This window comes from Acinetobacter sp. NigerLNRRAM0016 (genome assembly GCF_054112845.1).
In genome coordinates, this window is the sequence record NZ_JBSYVT010000010.1 from 43,541 (window position 1) to 62,692 (window position 19,152).

Consider the following 19,152-nt stretch of genomic DNA (forward strand, 5'->3'; position numbering starts at 1 on the left):
TGATAGTCCTACTAAATTAACGGCTACGATAGGCGAAACGATCGTCCATACGGAGACTAGCTGGTGGCCAGTTCTCTAAACGCATGCCGAGTTGTAAGCCTTTAGAAGCCAGAACATCTTTGATCTCAGTAAGCGATTTCTTACCAAGGTTAGGAGTTTTAAGCAACTCAACCTCAGTGCGCTGTACAAGATCACCAATGTAGTAAATATTTTCTGCTTTTAAACAATTCGCAGAACGAACAGTAAGCTCTAGATCATCTACTGGACGAAGCAAAATTGGATCAACTTCTTCACGAGGTTCTTGAGCAACAGGAGCTTGATCTTTCTGAAGATCAACAAAAATTGCAATTTGTTGTTGCAAGATTGTTGCCGCTTTGCGGATAGCTTCTTCAGGATCAACTGTACCATTGGTTTCAAGATCAATGATCAGCTTATCAAGGTCAGTACGTTGTTCTACACGCGCATTTTCTACGATGTAAGACACACGTTTGATTGGGCTATAAGAAGCATCTAACTGTAAACGACCCACTGGGCGAGTTTCGCCTTCTGGGAAACGTGAATCAGAAGTTTCATAACCACGGCCTTGAGCAACTTTAAGGCGCATTTTTAATGAGCCAGTTGCACTTAATGTACCGATCAAGTGTTCAGGGTTAACCACTTCAACATTATGAGGTAAACGAAGGTCAGCAGCAGTTACGTCGCCAGGACCTTGTTTCTCTAATGTCAAATAAGCTTCATTTTGATCGAACAGCTTAATAGACAATCCTTTCAGGTTCAGCAAGAGCTCGACGATGTCCTGCTGCAAGCCTTCCAAGGTACTGTACTCGTGCTCGACACCTTCAATTTCAACTTCAACCACAGCTGCGCCAGGTAAAGAAGAAAGAAGGATGCGACGTAAAGCATTACCAAGAGTATGACCAAAGCCACGCTCTAATGGTTCTAGAATAACTTTTGCCGAGGTCCCGCTTACCGCTTCGACCTTGATCGCTTGCGGAGTTAGAAACTCATTTGCAGTACGCGTCATATTGCTACCTCAAGGATTATTTAGAATACAATTCTACAATCAAGCTTTCGTTGATTTCAGCAGGTAAATCAGAACGATCAGGTGCAGCTTTGAACGTACCTTCCAGCTTAGAATGATCAACTTCCATCCAAGAAGGAATACCACGTTGAGCAGCTAATTCAATTGCATTTTTGATACGCAATTGTTGTTTAGCACCTTCGTGAACTGCAATAACATCACCAGCTTTTACTTGGATAGACGCAATGTTAACACGACGACCATTCAAAGTAACACTACGGTGAGATACGAGCTGACGAGCTTCTGCACGTGTAGAACCAAAACCCATGCGATAAACAACGTTATCAAGACGGCTTTCAAGCAATTTCAACAAGTTTTCACCTGTTGCGCCTTTAACACGAGCAGCTTCTTTATAGTAGTTACTAAATTGACGCTCTAAAACACCGTACATACGACGTACTTTTTGTTTTTCACGTAATTGTAGTGAATACTCAGATTGTTTTGCACGGCTTTGACCATGTTGGCCAGGAGCTTTAGCATGTTTTTTAGTCTTAACGTCAAATGGTTTAACGCCAGATTTTAATTGCAGGTCTGTCCCTTCGCGGCGAGAGAGTTTGCATTTTGGACCAATATAACGAGCCATGAATGTTTCTCCTTACACGCGACGTTTTTTAGGTGGACGGCAACCGTTGTGCGGAATTGGAGTCACATCGGTAATGCTGTTAATTTTATAACCCACTGCACCTAATGCACGAACCGCAGACTCACGACCAGGACCAGGACCTTTTACAAGGACGTCCAAGTTTTTCAAACCGTAATCTAAAGCAGCTTTACCAGCAACTTCAGCAGCTACCTGAGCAGCAAACGGAGTTGATTTACGTGATCCACGGAAGCCTTGTCCACCTGAAGTAGCCCAAGCCAATGCATTACCTTGACGATCAGTGATCGTTACAATGGTGTTATTAAAAGAAGCGTGAATGTGTGCGACACCTTCAGAGACGGTACGAGTGACCTTCTTGCGTGCGCGAGTATCTTTAGCCATCTTTTAGCTTCCAGAAATCTTATTTCTTAATAGGTTTGCGCGGACCTTTACGGGTACGTGCGTTAGTTTTGGTGCGTTGTCCGCGGACAGGCAAGCTGCGACGATGACGAAGACCGCGGTAGCAGCCTAAATCCATTAAACGTTTAATGTTCATGGAAATTTCGCGACGTAAATCACCTTCGGTAGGAACCTTGGTAACTTCTGCACGAATCGCATCAAGCTGAGCATCATCTAATTCACGAATCTTTGTAGTCGGTGCGATACCAACAGCAGCCAAGATGTTCTTAGCAGTGTGGCGACCAATACCAAAGATATAAGTGAGAGAGATAACAGCATGCTTGTTATCCGGAATGTTTACACCGGCAATACGAGCCATTCAATTTTCTCCAAAAAGGCAGTAGAGATAATCAACCGCCCCACAAAAATCTTGAGGGGCGGATAATAACCTAATTAGCCTACTGAAATCAACAGGTCTTGATCAGATTTTAACCTTGACGCTGCTTATGACGAGGTTCTGCGCTGCAAATTACGCGAATAACCCCATTACGACGGATAACTTTACAGCTACCACAAATTTTCTTTACAGAAGCTTGTACTTTCATGATGAAACCTCTAAGTGCGCTTATCCCTTCGGATGAGCAGTCGTTTTTCTCATTAAGGTTTGATTATCATATTGATGAGAAGTCAGGTGTGCTTGCAATTGCGCCATGAAATCCATAACAACAACAACAACGATCAGCAAAGAAGTACCACCTAAATAGAATGGGATACCAAACGAGCTTTGCAGAATCATCGGCATTAAACACACGATCGTAATATAAATCGCACCAATAAATGTCAAACGATTGAGAATATGATCTAAATAACGAGCAGTTTGCTCACCTGGGCGAATACCAGGCACATAAGCTCCGCTGCGTTTTAAGTTCTCTGATACTTCTTTAGGACTAAATACTAGCGCTGTATAGAAATAACAGAAAAAGATAATTAACGCACCAAAGAGCACCAAATACAACGGCTGTCCAGGCGACAATAAAAGAGCCAAATCTTGCAGACTACGCTTGATAATCCCTGCACTTGGATCTGAGCTACCTACCCATTGACCCAGACTGGCTGGAAACAACAGTAAAGAACTTGCAAAGATCGCTGGAATCACACCTGCCATATTAATTTTTAATGGCAAATGCGTTTGTTGCGCAGTAAATACACGACGACCTTGCTGTTTTTGAGCATAGTTTACTGGAATACGACGTTGCGCTTTCTCAATAAACACAATTGCTGCCAACACCGCTAGAGATAACAGACCAAAAATAGCCAAGCCAATCAGGCTTGTTTGACCATTATCTACCGATGAAATAGATTGCATGATTAAATTCGGCAATCCCGCAACAATACCTGCGAAAATGATCATGGAAATACCATTACCCACTCCGCGTTCGGTAATTTGTTCGCCCAACCACATTAAGAACATGGTACCTGCAACCAATGAAGTTACAGCTGGAACGTAGAAGGCTAAACCAACAGATAGCGTAATGCCCTGACTGATCAAACCAGCACACATCCCTGTTGCCTGCACTAAAGCAAGAAACAACGTACCTTGACGTGTATATTGGTTAATCTTACGTTTTCCTTGCTCACCCTCTTTTTTCAAAGCTTCGAGTGATGGAATTACTGTCGACATTAACTGCACAATAATTGAGGCAGAAATATACGGCATAATCCCCAAGGCAAGAATTGACATTCTTTCTAAAGCACCACCTGAAAACATGTTAAACAAACCAAGGATCGTACCTTGGTTTGCATTAAAAAGGTTTTCAAGTGCAGCATTATTAATGCCCGGTACTGGAATATGCGCTCCTAGTCGAAAAACCAACAATGCACCGAAGAGAAACATCATTCGGCGAATAATTTCACGGTATTTCACGTAAAATGGTTGCCCTTTCATCATGTGAACATGACCTGAAGAACTAGGAGACATAGACACTCGCGATTACTCCTCGACTTTGCCGCCAGCAGCTTCAACAGCAGCTTTAGCGCCTTTAGTCAATGCAACACCTTGAACAGTGAATGCACGAGTAATTTCACCAGAAAGTACGATACGAGCACGAAGCATATCTTTACGTACAACATTCGCCGCTTTTAAAGTTTCAAGCGAAACGATATCACCTTCAACTTTAGCAAGCTCTGATAAACGTACTTCAGCAGTTTTTAAAGCGATTTGGCTAGTGAAACCGAATTTAGGCAAACGACGATATAGCGCAGTTTGACCGCCTTCAAAGCCCGGACGAGTACCACCACTTTTACGTGAGTTTTGACCTTTGATACCACGACCACCAGTCTTACCAACGCCAGAACCGATACCACGGCCTAGACGAAGATTATCACGCTTAGCACCTTCTGCAGGTGCAAGTTCATTTAAACGCAGAGTCATGGCTTATTCCTCTACACTAACCATATAGTAGACTTTGTTGATCATACCGCGGTTAGAAGGCGTATCTTGCACTTCTACAGTATGACCAATACGACGCAGACCTAAACCTTGTAAGCAAAGCTTGTGATTTTTCAAGCGGTGCGAAGAAGATTTAGTCTGGGTAACTTTAATCGTTTTCATGATTGATTACCCTTGAATTTGTTCTACAGAAAGACCACGTTTAGCAGCTACTTTCTCTGGAGAAGTCATATCACGCAAACCTTTGAAAGTTGCGTTTACAACGTTCGCAGCGTTTGTAGAACCGTAACATTTAGCAAGTACGTTATGTACGCCTGCAGCTTCAAGAACGGCACGCATTGCGCCACCAGCGATTACGCCAGTACCTTCAGAAGCAGGTTGCATGTACACACGGCTTGCACCATGACGCGCATTCACAGGATGTTGTAAAGTAGTACCAGCAAGGTCTACAGTAATCATGTTGCGACGTGCAGCTTCAAGTGCTTTAGAAATAGCAGCTGGAACTTCACGAGCTTTACCACGACCGAAACCTACGCGACCATTACCATCACCCACAACAGTTAATGCTGTGAAAGAGAAGATACGACCACCCTTAACAACTTTGGCTACACGATCAACGGCAACCAGCTTTTCAACAAGACCTTCGTTTTGTTCAACTTTAGCCATGATTAGAACTCCAAGCCGTTTTCACGAGCAGCATCAGCCAAGGCTTTGATACGACCATGATATTTAAAACCAGAACGGTCAAATGCAACTTTAGTAACACCAGCTGCTTTAGCACGCTCTGCGATTAAAGCACCTACTTTAGTCGCTGCTTCAATATTACCAGTTGAACCCGCACGTAAAGTAGCATCTAAAGTTGAAGCTTGCGCTAAAACTTTGCCACCATCTGCTGAGATAACTTGAGCATAGATGTGACGCGGAGTGCGGTTTACACACAAACGAGTCGCACCCAATGCACGAATGTGCAAGCGTGTGCTTTTCGCACGACGCAAACGGGATTGTTTCTTTTCGTTCATAAGAACCTCGCGCCTTATTTCTTCTTAGCTTCTTTACGAAGTACAACTTCGTTAGAATAACGAACACCTTTACCTTTATAAGGCTCTGGCGGACGGTAACCACGGATATCTGCAGCAACTTGACCTAAACGTGCTTTATCAGCAGATTTAAGGATAATTTCAGTTGCTGTAGGAGTTTCAGCAGTTACACCTTCAGGAAGCGTATAATCGATCGGGTGAGAGAAACCAAGGTTAAGGTTAACAATGTTACCTTTAACCGCAGCTTTATAACCAACACCGATAAGTTGTAACTTGCGTTCGAAGCCTTCGCTCACACCTTTTACAAGGTTGTTAAGCACAGCGCGAGCAGTACCAGCTTGCATCCAAGCGTCTTTCGACTCAGTTTTTGGAGCAACAGCTAAAATACCGTCTTCCTGTTTAAGCTCGACCAGCGCATGCAGGTTGAAAGACAAAGTACCTTTACTGCCTTTCACTTCGACCTGCCGGCCGTTCTGAGTAACTGTAACACCGTTAGGTACAGTTACTGGGGCTTTAGCCACACGAGACATGAGGAATCACCTATTAAGAAACAAAAGCAATAACTTCACCACCAACGCCTGCAGCACGTGCAGCGCGATCAGTCATGATGCCTTTGCTTGTAGAAACAATTGCAATACCTAAACCTTGCTTAACGCTCGGAAGTGCATCTTTACCGCGATATTGGCGAAGACCTGGACGGCTTACGCGCTTCACAGTTTCGATAACTGGTTTGCCTTCGAAATATTTTAAAGTGATGGTCAAAGTAGCTTTGCCTTCAACTTCAGCAACTTCTACGTTTGAAACATAACCTTCTTGTTGAAGTACGTTTGCAATTGCAACTTTCAACTTAGAATTAGGCATAGAAACAGTTTGTTTCTTAGCCATTTGTGCGTTACGAACACGTGTTAACATGTCGGCAACGGTATCTTGCATACTCATTTATAGTCGCTCCTTACCAGCTTGCCTTAACAACGCCCGGTACATCACCTTGCATTACTGTGTCACGTAATTTGTTACGGCTTAAGCCGAACTTACGGAAGTAACCATGAGGACGACCAGTTAAACCACAACGGTTACGAAGACGTACTGGAGACGCATTACGTGGTAATGCTTGTAACTTCATCATCGCTTCGAAACGCTCTTCGTCGCTTGCATTTACATTTGCAATCGTAGCTTTTAATTCAGCACGTTTTGCAGCAAATTTAGCAACAGTCTTTTCGCGTTTCAATTCGCGATTAATCATACCTTTCTTAGCCATATCGACCTCTTATTTGAACGGGAAGCCGAATGCACGCATAAGCGCACGGCCTTCGTCATCGGTGCGAGCAGTCGTAGTAACGGTAATGTCCATACCACGAATACGATCAATCTTATCGAAATCGATTTCAGGGAAAACGATTTGCTCTTTAAGACCCATAGAGTAGTTACCACGACCATCAAATGATTTCGAAGAGAAACCACGGAAGTCACGGATACGAGGGATCGCGATAGAGATCAAACGGTCTAAGAATTCGTACATACGTTCGCCGCGTAAAGTAACTTTACAACCGATCGGCCAACCATCACGGATTTTGAAACCAGCGATTGATTTGCGAGCTAATGTAAGCACTGGTTTTTGACCAGCAATTGCTTGCATATCAGCAAGAGCACCATCAAGGAGTTTTTTGTCAGCAGCAGCTGCACCAACACCCATGTTGATCGTGATTTTAGTAATGCGAGGAATATCCATCACATTTTTAACGCCTAAAGTCTCTTGTAACTGAGCTTTAAGTTCGTCATTGTAACGCGTTTTAAGTCTGGCCATTGCCTTCTCAACCTATTACTTCGCTACCGCCACTGATTCACCATTTGATTTGTAAACGCGAGTTTTCACGCCTTCAATCACTTGGTAACCAACACGGTCAGCCTTTTGGGTTGTAGCATTAAAAATTGCCACATTAGAGATATGAAGCGAAGCTTCTTGTGTAACGATAGCGCCTTCAGCACCTGTTGCACGGTTCGGCTTTTGATGCTTCTTAACCAAGTTAAGGCCTTCAACCATAACACGGTCATTAGAAACAGACAGAACAGTACCCTGTTTGCCTTTTTCTTTACCTGCGATCACAATTACTTGATCGCCTTTTTTAATCTTAGCCATGAGTGCCTCTTATAGAACTTCAGGAGCCAATGAAATGATTTTCATGAACTGTTCAGTACGAAGTTCACGAGTCACTGGTCCGAAAATACGAGTTGCAATCGGCGCTTTGTTGTTGTTCAAAATAACAGCTGCGTTATCGTCGAAACGAATCACAGAACCGTCTGGACGACGGATGCCGAATTTTGTACGTACAACCACAGCATTCATCACGTCACCTTTTTTAACACGTGCGCGTGGAATAGCTTCTTTTACAGTAACTTTAATAATATCGCCAACTGAAGCATAACGACGATGTGAACCACCAAGTACTTTAATACATTGTACGCGGCGAGCACCACTGTTGTCTGCTACGTCGAGCATGCTTTCGGTTTGAATCATTGCCCTACTCCAAAACCGTGCATCACCGGTCGCAATTTCGAAAGGCTCAAAGAGTACTCGAAATTGACCGATGATGCAAGAACGTTTAATTACTCAGCAGCAGCTTCAACAACTTCAACTAAAGTCCAAGACTTAGTTTTAGAAATTGGGCGGCTTTCTTTGATTGTTACAACATCGCCTAATTTAGCAGTGTTGTTCTCATCATGAGCATGTAATTTAGTTGAACGGCGGATTGATTTGCCATACAACGGGTGTTGAACACGACGTTCGATAAGCACAACAATAGACTTGTCCATTTTGTCGCTTACTACTTTGCCGGTTAACGTGCGGACTGTTTTTTCACTCATTGTCCGTTCCCCTGTTTTTCGGTAAGGAGGGTCTTAATACGAGCAATTGTCTTGCGAGTAAGCGCAACTTCGTGCGATTTACCCAATTGACCAGTTGCTTTAGCCATACGAAGACGAAATTGGTTAAGCTGTTGCTCATCAAGCAAAGCTGTCAACTCTTCTACCGACTTTTCACGTAGATCTTTAGTTTTCATTACATTACCGTCCGAGTCACGATAGTGGTTTTAAACGGAAGTTTAGCAGCAGCAAGCTTGAAAGCTTCAGTTGCTAATTCATCGTTCACACCTGCCATTTCGTACAGGATCTTACCTGGTTTGATTTCACAAACCCAGTATTCCACGTTACCTTTACCGTTACCCATACGAACTTCTAATGGCTTTTCAGTAATTGGTTTGTCTGGGAATACACGGATAAAGATCTTACCACCACGCTTAACACGACGGCTAATGGTACGACGCGCAGCTTCAATTTGACGTGAAGTCATACGACCACGTTCAGTTGCTTTAAGTGCGATTGTACCAAATGATACTGTACTACCACGGTGCGCAAGACCAGTGTTACGGCCTTTTTGCACTTTACGGAATTTGGTACGTTTAGGCATCAACATGGATTATTCTCCCTTGTCAGCAGCACGGTCGTTACGACGTCCACGACGTTGTTCTTGACCTTCACCACGACCACGACCGCGTTTAGCTGGACGCTCTTCAGCTGGAGCTGGGTTCATGACTTGTTTCATGCCACCCAAGATCTCACCACGGAAGATCCAAACTTTAACACCAATCGTACCGTAAGTAGTTTCAGCGCGCATAGTTGAGTAGTCGATGTCTGCACGAAGTGTATGCAAAGGTACACGACCTTCACGATACCACTCAGTACGAGCGATCTCTGCACCACCTAAACGGCCAGAAACTTCAACTTTGATACCTTTAGCACCAGCACGCATAGAGTTTTGTACCGCACGCTTCATAGCACGACGGAACATAACACGCTTTTCTAATTGAGAAGCGATTGCTTCAGCAACTAAACGAGCATCTAAGTCTGGGCGATCGATTTCATTGATGCTTACTTGCGCTGGAACACCCATAATGTTGGTAAGTTCGCGCTGTAATTTCTCAATATCTTCGCCTTTTTTACCGATAACGATACCAGGACGAGCAGTGCTAATCGTAATTTTAGCAGCGCCTGTTGGACGTTCGATAAGAATATTGCTCATCATTGCGTTCTTAAGTTTTTTAGTCAAAAACTCACGAACTTGCAAATCTTTAAGCAAGTATTCAGCGTATTGTTTCGGATTCGCATACCAGTTAGCGTTATGACGTTTCACAACACCTAGGCGGATACCGATTGGATGAACCTTCTGACCCATATCAAACCCCTACCTTAACGGTGATGTGACAAGTACGCTTAGTAATACGATCTGCACGGCCTTTAGCACGTGGCATAATACGTTTAAGGCTCATGCCTTCATCAACGTAAATCGTAGAAACTTTAAGGTCGTCTACATCTAAACTGTTATTGTGTTCAGCATTCGCAATTGCAGATTCCAATGCTTTTTTAACTAAAACTGCAGCTTTCTTGTTGCTGAAGTTTAAGATATTAAGCGCGTGAGCAACTGATTTGCCACGGATAAGATCTGCAACCAAACGAGCTTTCTGTGCCGAGATAGCGGCACCGCGTAATTTAGCAGTTACTTCCATCATAGCACCTATTAACGTTTAGACTTCTTGTCAACACCGTGACCACGATAGGTACGAGTTGGCGCGAATTCACCTAGTTTGTGACCAACCATGTGTTCAGTAACAATTACTGGAACGTGGTTACGGCCATTATGTACAGAGATTGTTAAACCAACAAAATCCGGGAGGATCATCGAACGACGTGACCAAGTCTTGATCGGCTTACGGTTGTTAGCAGCAATAGCAGCTTCAACTTTAGCGAACAAGTGCGCATCGACGAATGGACCTTTTTTCAATGAACGAGGCATTAATCAGATTCCTTTACTTGACGCGACGATCGCGAATAATCATCTTAGTCGTACGCTTGTTGGTACGTGTCTTGTACCCTTTAGCTTTTTGACCCCATGGGCTTACAGGTTGAATACCCTTGTTACGCCCTTCACCACCACCGTGCGGGTGGTCAACTGGGTTCATCGCCATACCACGTACGGTAGGACGAACACCACGCCAGCGTGCAGCACCAGCTTTACCTAGTGAGCGAAGGTTGTTTTCTTGGTTAGAAACTTCACCTAGTACAGCGCGACATTCTACGTGAACTTTACGCATTTCACCTGAACGAAGACGGATGATTGCATAAGAACCGTCACGACCCAACAACTGAACAGAAGCACCAGCAGAACGAGCTAATTGCGCGCCTTTACCGATTTTAAGTTCGATGTTGTGAAGTGTAGAACCGATAGGCATATTGCGAAGCGGTAAGCAGTTACCTGGACGAATTGGAGCATCGTTACCAGATTGTACTTTATCGCCAGCACGTAAACCTTTAGGTGCGATGATATAACGACGTTCACCGTCAGCATACTTCAACAATGCGATGTGTGCAGTACGGTTAGGATCGTATTCGATACGCTCAACTACAGCAGGAACGCCATCTTTGTTACGTTTAAAGTCAACAAGACGGTAGTGCTGCTTGTGACCGCCACCAACGTGACGAGTCGTGATGTGACCGTTATTGTTACGACCACCAGTACGTTTTTTAGCTTCAACCAACGGAGCATATGGCGCGCCTTTGTGAAGGTGGTCATGAACCACTTTCTCTACAAAGCGACGTCCTGGAGACGTTGGCTTACATTTTTGAATCGGCATAATTTTCGTCCTTATTCCGCTGCGCTTTCAGCGGTATCGCCCAAGTCAGCCATTTCAACATCTTGGCCAGCTTTCAGGGTGACGTATGCTTTTTTAACATCAGAACGACGTCCTAATGTTTTACCAAAGCGCTTAGACTTACCTTTAGTGATAGTCGTGTTTACTTTAACCACTTCTACACCAAAGAGTTGTTCAACTGCTTTTTTGATTTCAAGCTTGTTTGCATCAAGTGCAACTTTAAATACTTGAACACCAGCAGTCTCACCTAAAACTTGTGCTTTTTCTGAGAATACAGGTCCTTGTAGGACTTGATAGATACGTTCGTTGTTCATCCGAGTTCTACCTCAATTTTCTTAGCAGCAGCAACAGACATAACAACTTTATCGAACGCGATCAAGCTAACAGGATCGATTGCAGCAGCATCAACCACATCAACGTGTGGAATGTTGCGCGCTGCTAGATATAGATTCTCATCTACAGCATCAGTAACGATCAATGCACGAGTAGCATTCAAGTCGTTAAGTTTTACAAGCAATTCTTTAGTTTTTGGAGCTGCAACAGCAATCTCTTCAACTAATACAAGACGATCTTGGCGAACAAGTTCAGCTAAGATACATTGCATTGCACCGCGGTACATTTTGCGGTTAACTTTTTGAGACCAATCTTGTGGACGAGCAGCAAAAGTTTTACCACCACCAACCCAGATTGGGCTACGAATAGAACCAGCACGAGCGCGACCAGTACCTTTTTGACGGAATGGCTTTTTACCACCGCCAGATACGTCAGCACGTGATTTCTGAGCTTTCGAACCTTGACGACCACCAGCTAAGTAAGCTGTAACAACTTGGTGTACAAGAGCTTCGTTAAATTCACGACCGAAAGCAACTTCAGACAATTCAACAGCAGAGCCGGAAACAGTTTTTAAATTCACGTTATTTCCCCTCAGGCCTTAATCGTAGGACGAACGGTAACGTCACCACCAGTAGCACCAGGAACCGCACCTTTAACTACTAGAACTGAACGTTCAGCGTCAATAGCAACGATCTCAAGACCCTGAGTAGTTACGCGTTCAGCACCTAAATGGCCAGCCATTTTTTTGCCTTTGAATACGCGACCAGGTGTCTGGTTTTGACCAGTAGAACCTAAAACACGGTGAGAAACCGAGTTACCATGAGTAGCATCTTGAGTACGGAAGTTCCAACGCTTAACACCGCCTTGGAAACCTTTACCTTTAGACGTACCAGTAACGTCAACGATTTGACCAACTGTGAACATATCAACAGTTAGAACACCACCAACTTCACGACCTTCAAGATCAGCTTCTGTAGCGCGGAATTCTTGAACTAGACGACCAGCAGCAACACCCGCTTTCGCAAAGTGACCTTTCTGAGCGTTAGTTACGCGAGATTCGCGACGTTCACCAGTAGTGATTTGAATCGCTTGATAACCATCAGTCTCAAGCGTTTTGATTTGAGTGATGCGGTTAGGATCAACCTCAATCACTGTTACAGGTACAGAAACACCAGCATCTGTAAAGATACGGGTCATACCGCACTTGCGACCGACTAAACCAATAGCCATGTGCATAACCTCTAAAAAAGCGGCCTAATTAACTTTAAAAGCGTTAATTAACCGAAAGCCTTAACCCAAAGCGATCTGAACATCAACACCAGCAGCAAGATCTAACTTCATCAATGCATCAACAGTTTTATCTGTAGGTTGAACGATGTCGATCAAACGTTTATAAGTGCGGATCTCATATTGGTCACGCGCATCTTTGTTAACGTGTGGTGATGTTAAAACGTTGAAACGTTCGATGCGAGTTGGCATCGGGATTGGACCACAAACTTGTGCGCCAGTACGTTTTGCTGTTTCTACGATCTCTTGAGCAGATTGATCAATTAAACGGTGATCAAAAGACTTCAAACGGATACGAATTCTCTGGTTAGACATACCAGTTAACTCCAAGCCAAATATATAAAGAATCACCCTTGACGCATCTCACCCCACTAAATAAGGTAAGTGTCAAGAGCAGTGAAATATCACTAAGGTCATGATCGATGCCACGACTGTCACGATGTTAACTACTTTCTTCGCAGTCAACCCCCTTTCATTAAAGGGTCGCTCATTATAGCCATTGTTTAACGCTTAAGCAAATCCAATTTACTTTTTTTAGTCTTTTTTTCATATTTTTATGATTTTCAATTGTTTATTATTTAATCGCTATGCGGTTTTCTGCAAAACGTATTCGATGGCCTGATTGAGTAATTGATTGCCCTGCAAAAACTGTGCTTTTGGAGTGTGTTTCAACTCCTTTTCTGTCTGCACATAAGTACCTGAATAATTGGCAAACTCATCATCATTTTCTAAAAAGAGACTCAAGGTTTCAGGCGTAATCTCTGGATGAAACTGAAAGCCCAATACGTTCTTGCCAATTTGATACATTTGATTACGACAGACATCATTTTCTGCCAGATGGATCGCGCCTTTTGGAATTTCAAAGCTCTCACTATGCCATTGCATGACATTCAAATATTCAGGCAGCTCGAAACAGTCTTGCGGTACATGCGGGACTTTACGTACCGTGGTCCATCCTAATTCTTGAATACTGGTTTTACTAACGGCTGCACCTAAAGCATTGGCAATCAATTGCCCACCTAAACACAAGCCAATCGCAGGTTTACCCAGTGCCAAATAACGTCTTAGCCAGCGTTTTTCAATTTTTAGCCAAGGAAAATTGGCTTCGTCATTTACACTCATGGTTCCACCCATGATAATCAACAGATCAACATCTTCGACCTGCGGCAAGGCCTCAATTTCCAAAGGTAAATCCACAGGCAAGGCGAAAAACTCTGTGGCTGTAATCTGAGCTTTATGGGCTTTTAAAAATTCATAACAACTACCGAACCCTTCACCAGCAATATGCTGAAAATAATGTACTTTTAAATGCGACTTCATGCGCTGTAACCTATTGTTGTAGCTTTCCTTAAGGATTTAGCAAAATTGAAGCCAACTTTTAGTTAGGTTGCGTGTTTTTACAGTTCTTGCCAATTCGGTAGCGAAATTGCATCGATTCTCTTAATCTAGAGCGCATCTTACTCTCTAAATGAGTCACATCTTGAACAAGAAATCTCAAACTGCGCTGATTCATGCACCAAGAAAAGCACCTCAGTATATTTCCAGCGTTCAACCTCCCCTGTTTCGTGCATCCACCATCATCTTTGAAAACACCGATGCACTATTTAATCGCCACTGGACCGATCCTTATGATTATAGTTACGGGACACATGGCACGCCTACCACATTTACCTTAGCCGATCAGATTGCACAGATTGAAGGTGGCGAATATTGTCTGCTCGCCCCGAGTGGATTGTCGGCGATTAATTTAGTCAATTCAGCATTGCTGAAACACGGCGATGAGGTCTGGGTACCAGATAATGTCTATGGTCCAAATATGGAACATCTGCGTAATCTGGAAAGGCGCTACGGAATTCAGGTTCGGATTTATAACCCTATAGACCTAAATAGTTTCACTCCATCTGAACATGCCAAACTCCTTTGGCTTGAAGCCGCAGGATCAGTGACGCTGGAATTCCCAGACCTTGTGGGTTTGGTGAAGCAAGCACAAGCACAGCAAATTATTACCGTCTTAGACAATACTTGGGGCGCGGGCTTAGCCTTTAATCCTTTTGACTTTTCGGCAGAACATTTGGCGGTCGATATCAGTGTACATGCACTGACCAAATATCCAAGCGGTGGCGGTGACATCTTGATGGGTTCTGTGGTCACGCGTGATCAGCAATTGCATCACCAATTGTTCCGTATGCATGCCATACAAGGCATTGCTGTGTCGGGTGATGATACCGCCCAGATTCAACGTAGTCTAGCACATATGTCGATTCGTTATGAGCAACAAGCGCAATCTGCCTTAAAGCTACTCACATGGTTAAAACAGCAGCCACAATTTAGTCAGATCTTACATCCAAGTTCTGCAGATGCGGCGGGACATGAATACTGGAAACAGGTTTGCCAAACAGGCAAAAGCGCAGGCTTGGTCAGTGTGATTTTCAAACCCGAATATGACTTAAAAGCCATCCGTAAATTCTGCGATCATCTGAATTTATTCAAGCTCGGCTTTAGCTGGGGTGGTCCAGTCAGCCTCGTGATGTTGTATGAACTGAATCATATGCGCTCACTTCAACATACACATTTACAACAAGGTTTATTGGTGCGCTTTTGTATAGGACTAGAAGATGCTGACGATTTAGTCCAAGATATTCAAAATGCATTAAAACAGCTCGAATAATTCTAAAACAGGTGAAAAATGAGTACACCAATCGTCATTGCCAAAAAAACGACAGATACCTCACAAGAGATCGTTTTACATTCTCAATTTGCCAATCGGCATGGTCTGATTGCAGGTGCAACAGGCACGGGAAAAACCGTAACCTTAAAGGTACTGGCAGAAAGTTTTTCACGGATTGGTGTTCCCGTTTTTTTAGCCGATGCCAAAGGTGATGTCTCCAGTCTGGCACAAGCAGGCAGCAGTAGCCCTAAATTTGATGAACGTCTTAAAACACTAGGGATTGATGCCATTCCTTTTGCGGCCTCGCCTGTCGTGTTTTGGGACTTATTTGGCGAACAAGGACATCCCATTCGCAGTACAGTTTCCGAAATTGGCCCACTCTTATTGGCGCGGATGCTGAATCTCAATGACACCCAAGAAGGCGTATTATCGGCTGTTTTTCGTATTGCCGATGATCAAGGCTTACTACTCATCGACTTCAAAGATTTAAAAGCCATGCTCAGCTATGTCAGCGAGCATGCCGCAGAATTTAAAGCCGAATATGGTAATCTCTCCCCTGCCAGTTTAGGTGCCATCCAACGCAATTTACTAGCGCTTGCCGATCAGGGCGGGGATCAATTCTTTGGTGAACCGAGTTTAAATATTCTGGATTTTATTCAAACGGATAGTGAAGGTCGCGGCTATATTAATCTGCTGGCAGCAGACAAACTGATGAACACACCCAAACTCTACGCCACTTTCCTGCTGTGGATGCTTTCGGAATTATTTGAACAATTGCCTGAAGTCGGCGATATGGATAAACCAAAACTGGTGTTTTTCTTCGATGAAGCGCATTTACTGTTTGATAATGCCAGTGCAGCCCTACAAGAGAAAATTGAACAAGTGGTTCGCTTGATTCGCTCCAAAGGCGTTGGGATTTATTTTGTCACCCAAAACCCCTTAGATTTACCTGAAAGTGTCCTCGGACAACTGGGTAATCGGGTTCAACATGCCTTAAGAGCCTTTACCCCGAAAGACCAAAAAGCCGTTAAGACAGCAGCGGCAACATTCCGTGCGAATCCTAGTTTTGATGTCGAACAAGCCATTACAGAGTTAGGTGTAGGCGAAGCGCTGATTAGCTGCCTAGACGAACAAGGCACACCCCAAATGGTTGAACGCGGCTGGGTGATGCCGCCCTACTCGGCATTTAGCCCAATTTCATCCGAAACTCGCAAAAACTTAATGGCGCAGAGCATTGTGGCGGGCGTCTATGAACAAAGTGTTGACCGTGACAGCGCCTATGAACGGCTACAACAAAAAGTGGTTGAACGCCAACAGCAAGCGGAATCGGAAGCAAACGCGAAAGAACAAGCCAAACAACAAGAAGCGCTTGCCAAGCAGCAAGCCAAAGAGCAGGAACGTTTGGCACGTGAGCAACAAAAAGAAGCGGATCGTGCTGCCAAGCAGCGGGAAAAGCTCACTCAGGATATTGTGGGAACCTTTGCCAAAAGTGCTGCCCGTAGTTTAGGTGGCTCGACTGGACAAAAAATTGTGCGCGGTTTATTAGGCTCCTTATTTGGTGGGAAATAACACTCCCACTCCAGCTAAGGATTTCGCTAAGGTCTGAAATAAAGCATCTGAAGATCAGCACAATAACCATAATTTTTTCAACCCAAACCATTGTTGAACTAAAAATTGCAGCAGTATCTACGTTTAGTTTAACTCTCAATTTTCCGCACAAGCTCCCTATTTATTTTATTCCATAAAAAAAATAGGGTTTTGTGTTAAAAAGAGATTGCAAATAAAATATTAAATATGTATTTTAAATACATCTTATAAATAACAGCCAGTGAGATCGCAAAATGACTCCGCAGCAAATTGAACTCGTAAAAGCCACTGTTCCCGTTCTTCGTGAAAATGGTGTTGCATTAACAGGCTATTTTTATAACCGCATGTTAGGTAACAATCCGAACTTAAAAGAAACCTTTAACATGGGGCATCAACGCAGTGGTGCTCAGGCACAGGCTTTGGCAGGTGCAGTACTGGCGTATGCTGAAAACATCGAAGATCCTTCGGTTTTATTACCCGTGGTTGAACTGATTGCGCATAAGCATGTCAGCCTGAATATTCAAGCGCCTGACTACAATATTGTGGGTGAGAACCTGCTGCATTCAATCAGTGAAGTGCTGAACATTTCGATGGAAGATCCATTAATTGGGGCTTGGGCTGCGGCTTATGGTCAATTGGCTGATCTGTTTATTAGCACTGAAAAAGCGATTTATGATCAGCATCAGCAAACCAAAGGTAGCTGGTTAGGCTGGCGCAATTTCAAAATTGCCAAGAAAGTGGTTGAAAGCGATGAAATCACCTCTTTCTATCTAGCACCTGTTGATGGTGGCGAATTACCAAAATATGAAGCAGGTCAATATATTTCGATTCGCGTTTTTGTCGAACAGCTAGGACACAAGCAGCCTCGTCAATATACGCTTTCCAATAGCCCGCAAGCGGACTATCTACGTATTTCAGTCAAACGTGAAGATGAAAAAGGTGAGCAAATTGCAGGCTGGGTATCTTCTACCCTACACGGTTTGGAAGAAGGTGCTGAAGTTGAAGTTTCTGCACCGACAGGAAACTTCTACCTGATCGATCCAAGTAAACGTAATGTGTTTATTAGTGGAGGCGTTGGCTTGACACCAATGATTGCCATGCTGAATCAGTTGGTGACTATGGACATGCCGCAACCAGTCAGCTTTATTCATGCCTGCCGTAGCAGCCAAGTACATGCCATGAAAAAGCATATTCATGAATTGAAAGACAAGTATCCACGTTTAAGCACATTTACTGCCTATGAATTCCCGCATGAAGGGGATGTCTTGGGTGAAGATTATGATGTGGCTGGACGTTTAGATTTAGGTGCCATGGATGCGGCTGTTTTACCCGCCAATGCCGATTACTACCTCTGCGGCCCAATGCCATTTATGGCTGAACAACACCAAGCCTTGGTTGCTCGCGGCATTAAACCTGAACAAATTCACAGTGAAGCATTTGGTACAGGTGGCGTGCGCATCTAAGCTTCCGATCGCATGCATACCTAATAGGGCTAGTCTGTGATAGACTAGCCCTATCTATTCATCTCAAAAAAAGATGAGCACAATCATGCAGCTAAATAAATTTACCGATTATGCCCTGCGCATTCTGATGTACATTTCACGACCGAGGGACAGTGCCTATACCATTGCGGAAATTGCAGCAGACCTGAAAGTGTCACAAAACCATTTGGTCAAAATTGTGCATTTTATGGGGAAACAGAACTGGTTGATTACTACCCGCGGTAAAGGTGGCGGCATCCGTTTAAACCCAGAAGCCGTGCATCTCCAAGTGGGCGAAGCTGTCCGCATTTTGCAAGGTGAAAATCCGATTGTGGAATGCAACAATCCCCCTTGTGTACTCAGAAGCAATTGCGGCTTAAAAAGTATTTTAGATCAGGCACTCGAACAGTTTTATCAACATTTGAATCAATACACCCTAGGTGAAGTGCTGGCGCGCTCCAGTGCGAAGAACAGCAAGACCATTCAAAATGGGATTGAACTGCTCAATCTCTAAGATGCTTGAGGCGGTAGAGGAAAATTCGCGTGCG

Annotated in this window: 31 protein-coding genes and 1 pseudogene; 4 read left to right on the forward strand and 28 right to left on the reverse strand. The window is 43.8% G+C overall.

The window, feature by feature from the left end; translation table 11 throughout:
* Window positions 1–16: 16 nt before the first annotated feature.
* From ACWQ4X_RS08435 to ACWQ4X_RS08570, 28 genes and pseudogenes are all read right to left on the reverse strand, one after another.
* A complete protein-coding gene (locus ACWQ4X_RS08435) occupies window positions 17–1,024 on the reverse strand; it encodes a DNA-directed RNA polymerase subunit alpha (RefSeq protein WP_016168586.1) in 1,008 nt (335 codons plus the stop codon).
* A gap of 16 nt (window positions 1,025–1,040) precedes the next feature.
* Window positions 1,041–1,664, reverse strand: a complete 624-nt coding sequence (rpsD, locus tag ACWQ4X_RS08440; RefSeq protein ID WP_100241831.1) for a 30S ribosomal protein S4 — start codon at window positions 1,662–1,664, stop codon at window positions 1,041–1,043.
* Between the two features lie 12 nt (window positions 1,665–1,676).
* A complete protein-coding gene (gene rpsK, locus ACWQ4X_RS08445) occupies window positions 1,677–2,063 on the reverse strand; it encodes a 30S ribosomal protein S11 (protein ID WP_004281491.1) in 387 nt (128 codons plus the stop codon).
* A gap of 19 nt (window positions 2,064–2,082) precedes the next feature.
* Entirely contained in the window at window positions 2,083–2,439 is a 357-nt protein-coding gene (rpsM, locus tag ACWQ4X_RS08450) for a 30S ribosomal protein S13 (RefSeq protein ID WP_016168588.1), read from the reverse strand.
* A 109-nt stretch (window positions 2,440–2,548) separates the two neighbouring features.
* Window positions 2,549–2,665 (reverse strand): 50S ribosomal protein L36, encoded by a 117-nt coding sequence (gene rpmJ / locus ACWQ4X_RS08455; protein WP_000867907.1) that lies wholly within the window; start codon window positions 2,663–2,665, stop codon window positions 2,549–2,551.
* 20 nt (window positions 2,666–2,685) lie between these two features.
* Window positions 2,686–4,005 (reverse strand): preprotein translocase subunit SecY, encoded by a 1,320-nt coding sequence (gene secY / locus ACWQ4X_RS08460; RefSeq protein ID WP_457903372.1) that lies wholly within the window; start codon window positions 4,003–4,005, stop codon window positions 2,686–2,688.
* Window positions 4,006–4,050: 45 nt separating this feature from the next.
* Entirely contained in the window at window positions 4,051–4,491 is a 441-nt protein-coding gene (gene rplO / locus ACWQ4X_RS08465) for a 50S ribosomal protein L15 (RefSeq protein WP_016168590.1), read from the reverse strand.
* A gap of 3 nt (window positions 4,492–4,494) precedes the next feature.
* On the reverse strand, window positions 4,495–4,671 hold the full coding sequence (rpmD, locus tag ACWQ4X_RS08470) for a 50S ribosomal protein L30 (RefSeq protein ID WP_000849088.1): 177 nt from the start codon (window positions 4,669–4,671) through the stop codon (window positions 4,495–4,497).
* Between the two features lie 6 nt (window positions 4,672–4,677).
* A complete protein-coding gene (gene rpsE, locus ACWQ4X_RS08475) occupies window positions 4,678–5,175 on the reverse strand; it encodes a 30S ribosomal protein S5 (protein ID WP_004657688.1) in 498 nt (165 codons plus the stop codon).
* A 2-nt stretch (window positions 5,176–5,177) separates the two neighbouring features.
* Complete coding sequence (rplR, locus tag ACWQ4X_RS08480) at window positions 5,178–5,528, reverse strand: 50S ribosomal protein L18 (RefSeq protein WP_100241834.1); 351 nt, start codon at window positions 5,526–5,528, stop codon at window positions 5,178–5,180.
* A gap of 14 nt (window positions 5,529–5,542) precedes the next feature.
* Window positions 5,543–6,076 (reverse strand): 50S ribosomal protein L6, encoded by a 534-nt coding sequence (rplF, locus tag ACWQ4X_RS08485; RefSeq protein WP_100241835.1) that lies wholly within the window; start codon window positions 6,074–6,076, stop codon window positions 5,543–5,545.
* 13 nt (window positions 6,077–6,089) lie between these two features.
* Window positions 6,090–6,485 carry a 30S ribosomal protein S8 gene (gene rpsH, locus ACWQ4X_RS08490; protein WP_100241836.1) on the reverse strand — a complete coding sequence of 132 codons (396 nt, stop codon included), beginning with the start codon at window positions 6,483–6,485 and terminating at the stop codon, window positions 6,090–6,092.
* Window positions 6,486–6,498: 13 nt separating this feature from the next.
* Window positions 6,499–6,804: a 30S ribosomal protein S14 gene (rpsN, locus tag ACWQ4X_RS08495; protein ID WP_004754234.1), complete on the reverse strand. Its 306-nt coding sequence runs from the start codon at window positions 6,802–6,804 to the stop codon at window positions 6,499–6,501.
* Between the two features lie 9 nt (window positions 6,805–6,813).
* Entirely contained in the window at window positions 6,814–7,350 is a 537-nt protein-coding gene (rplE, locus tag ACWQ4X_RS08500) for a 50S ribosomal protein L5 (RefSeq protein ID WP_016168594.1), read from the reverse strand.
* A 15-nt stretch (window positions 7,351–7,365) separates the two neighbouring features.
* Entirely contained in the window at window positions 7,366–7,683 is a 318-nt protein-coding gene (gene rplX / locus ACWQ4X_RS08505) for a 50S ribosomal protein L24 (protein ID WP_044739623.1), read from the reverse strand.
* A gap of 9 nt (window positions 7,684–7,692) precedes the next feature.
* A complete protein-coding gene (gene rplN, locus ACWQ4X_RS08510) occupies window positions 7,693–8,061 on the reverse strand; it encodes a 50S ribosomal protein L14 (protein ID WP_004657680.1) in 369 nt (122 codons plus the stop codon).
* A gap of 89 nt (window positions 8,062–8,150) precedes the next feature.
* A complete protein-coding gene (rpsQ, locus tag ACWQ4X_RS08515) occupies window positions 8,151–8,408 on the reverse strand; it encodes a 30S ribosomal protein S17 (RefSeq protein ID WP_016168596.1) in 258 nt (85 codons plus the stop codon).
* Window positions 8,405–8,602: a 50S ribosomal protein L29 gene (rpmC, locus tag ACWQ4X_RS08520; RefSeq protein WP_004650482.1), complete on the reverse strand. Its 198-nt coding sequence runs from the start codon at window positions 8,600–8,602 to the stop codon at window positions 8,405–8,407. The genes rpsQ and rpmC overlap by 4 nt, the downstream gene beginning before the upstream one ends.
* Entirely contained in the window at window positions 8,602–9,015 is a 414-nt protein-coding gene (gene rplP / locus ACWQ4X_RS08525; protein ID WP_100241837.1) for a 50S ribosomal protein L16, read from the reverse strand. The genes rpmC and rplP overlap by 1 nt, the downstream gene beginning before the upstream one ends.
* A pseudogene (gene rpsC, locus ACWQ4X_RS08530) lies at window positions 9,009–9,774 on the reverse strand (30S ribosomal protein S3). Before rpsC ends, rplP begins: the two are co-directional and overlap by 7 nt.
* A gap of 1 nt (window position 9,775) precedes the next feature.
* Window positions 9,776–10,105, reverse strand: coding sequence for a 50S ribosomal protein L22 (gene rplV, locus ACWQ4X_RS08535; protein WP_001982638.1), 330 nt, complete (start codon window positions 10,103–10,105; stop codon window positions 9,776–9,778).
* Window positions 10,106–10,116: 11 nt separating this feature from the next.
* Complete coding sequence (rpsS, locus tag ACWQ4X_RS08540; protein ID WP_004641066.1) at window positions 10,117–10,392, reverse strand: 30S ribosomal protein S19; 276 nt, start codon at window positions 10,390–10,392, stop codon at window positions 10,117–10,119.
* Window positions 10,393–10,405: 13 nt separating this feature from the next.
* Window positions 10,406–11,230: a 50S ribosomal protein L2 gene (gene rplB / locus ACWQ4X_RS08545; protein ID WP_100241839.1), complete on the reverse strand. Its 825-nt coding sequence runs from the start codon at window positions 11,228–11,230 to the stop codon at window positions 10,406–10,408.
* An 11-nt stretch (window positions 11,231–11,241) separates the two neighbouring features.
* The gene (gene rplW / locus ACWQ4X_RS08550; RefSeq protein ID WP_100241840.1) at window positions 11,242–11,562 is read right to left on the reverse strand and encodes a 50S ribosomal protein L23; all 321 of its coding nucleotides are present in this window, start codon (window positions 11,560–11,562) and stop codon (window positions 11,242–11,244) included.
* Window positions 11,559–12,161 (reverse strand): 50S ribosomal protein L4, encoded by a 603-nt coding sequence (gene rplD / locus ACWQ4X_RS08555; protein WP_457903329.1) that lies wholly within the window; start codon window positions 12,159–12,161, stop codon window positions 11,559–11,561. The genes rplW and rplD overlap by 4 nt, the downstream gene beginning before the upstream one ends.
* An 11-nt stretch (window positions 12,162–12,172) precedes the next feature.
* Entirely contained in the window at window positions 12,173–12,811 is a 639-nt protein-coding gene (gene rplC, locus ACWQ4X_RS08560; RefSeq protein WP_100241842.1) for a 50S ribosomal protein L3, read from the reverse strand.
* Window positions 12,812–12,871: 60 nt separating this feature from the next.
* Window positions 12,872–13,183, reverse strand: a complete 312-nt coding sequence (gene rpsJ, locus ACWQ4X_RS08565) for a 30S ribosomal protein S10 (RefSeq protein WP_000070912.1) — start codon at window positions 13,181–13,183, stop codon at window positions 12,872–12,874.
* 270 nt (window positions 13,184–13,453) lie between these two features.
* Window positions 13,454–14,188 carry a type 1 glutamine amidotransferase gene (locus ACWQ4X_RS08570; RefSeq protein ID WP_100241843.1) on the reverse strand — a complete coding sequence of 245 codons (735 nt, stop codon included), beginning with the start codon at window positions 14,186–14,188 and terminating at the stop codon, window positions 13,454–13,456.
* 160 nt (window positions 14,189–14,348) lie between these two features.
* On the opposite strand from ACWQ4X_RS08570, the gene ACWQ4X_RS08575 reads away from it, so the two are divergent.
* The 4 genes from ACWQ4X_RS08575 to ACWQ4X_RS08590 all read left to right on the forward strand — a co-directional run bounded on the left by ACWQ4X_RS08575 (window position 14,349) and on the right by ACWQ4X_RS08590 (window position 19,118).
* On the forward strand, window positions 14,349–15,536 hold the full coding sequence (locus tag ACWQ4X_RS08575; protein WP_457903330.1) for a PLP-dependent transferase: 1,188 nt from the start codon (window positions 14,349–14,351) through the stop codon (window positions 15,534–15,536).
* A gap of 18 nt (window positions 15,537–15,554) precedes the next feature.
* Entirely contained in the window at window positions 15,555–17,105 is a 1,551-nt protein-coding gene (locus ACWQ4X_RS08580; protein ID WP_457903331.1) for a helicase HerA-like domain-containing protein, read from the forward strand.
* A gap of 272 nt (window positions 17,106–17,377) precedes the next feature.
* Complete coding sequence (gene hmpA, locus ACWQ4X_RS08585) at window positions 17,378–18,586, forward strand: NO-inducible flavohemoprotein (protein ID WP_100241846.1); 1,209 nt, start codon at window positions 17,378–17,380, stop codon at window positions 18,584–18,586.
* Window positions 18,587–18,671: 85 nt separating this feature from the next.
* On the forward strand, window positions 18,672–19,118 hold the full coding sequence (locus ACWQ4X_RS08590; RefSeq protein ID WP_161933028.1) for an RrF2 family transcriptional regulator: 447 nt from the start codon (window positions 18,672–18,674) through the stop codon (window positions 19,116–19,118).
* Window positions 19,119–19,152: the final 34 nt, after the last annotated feature.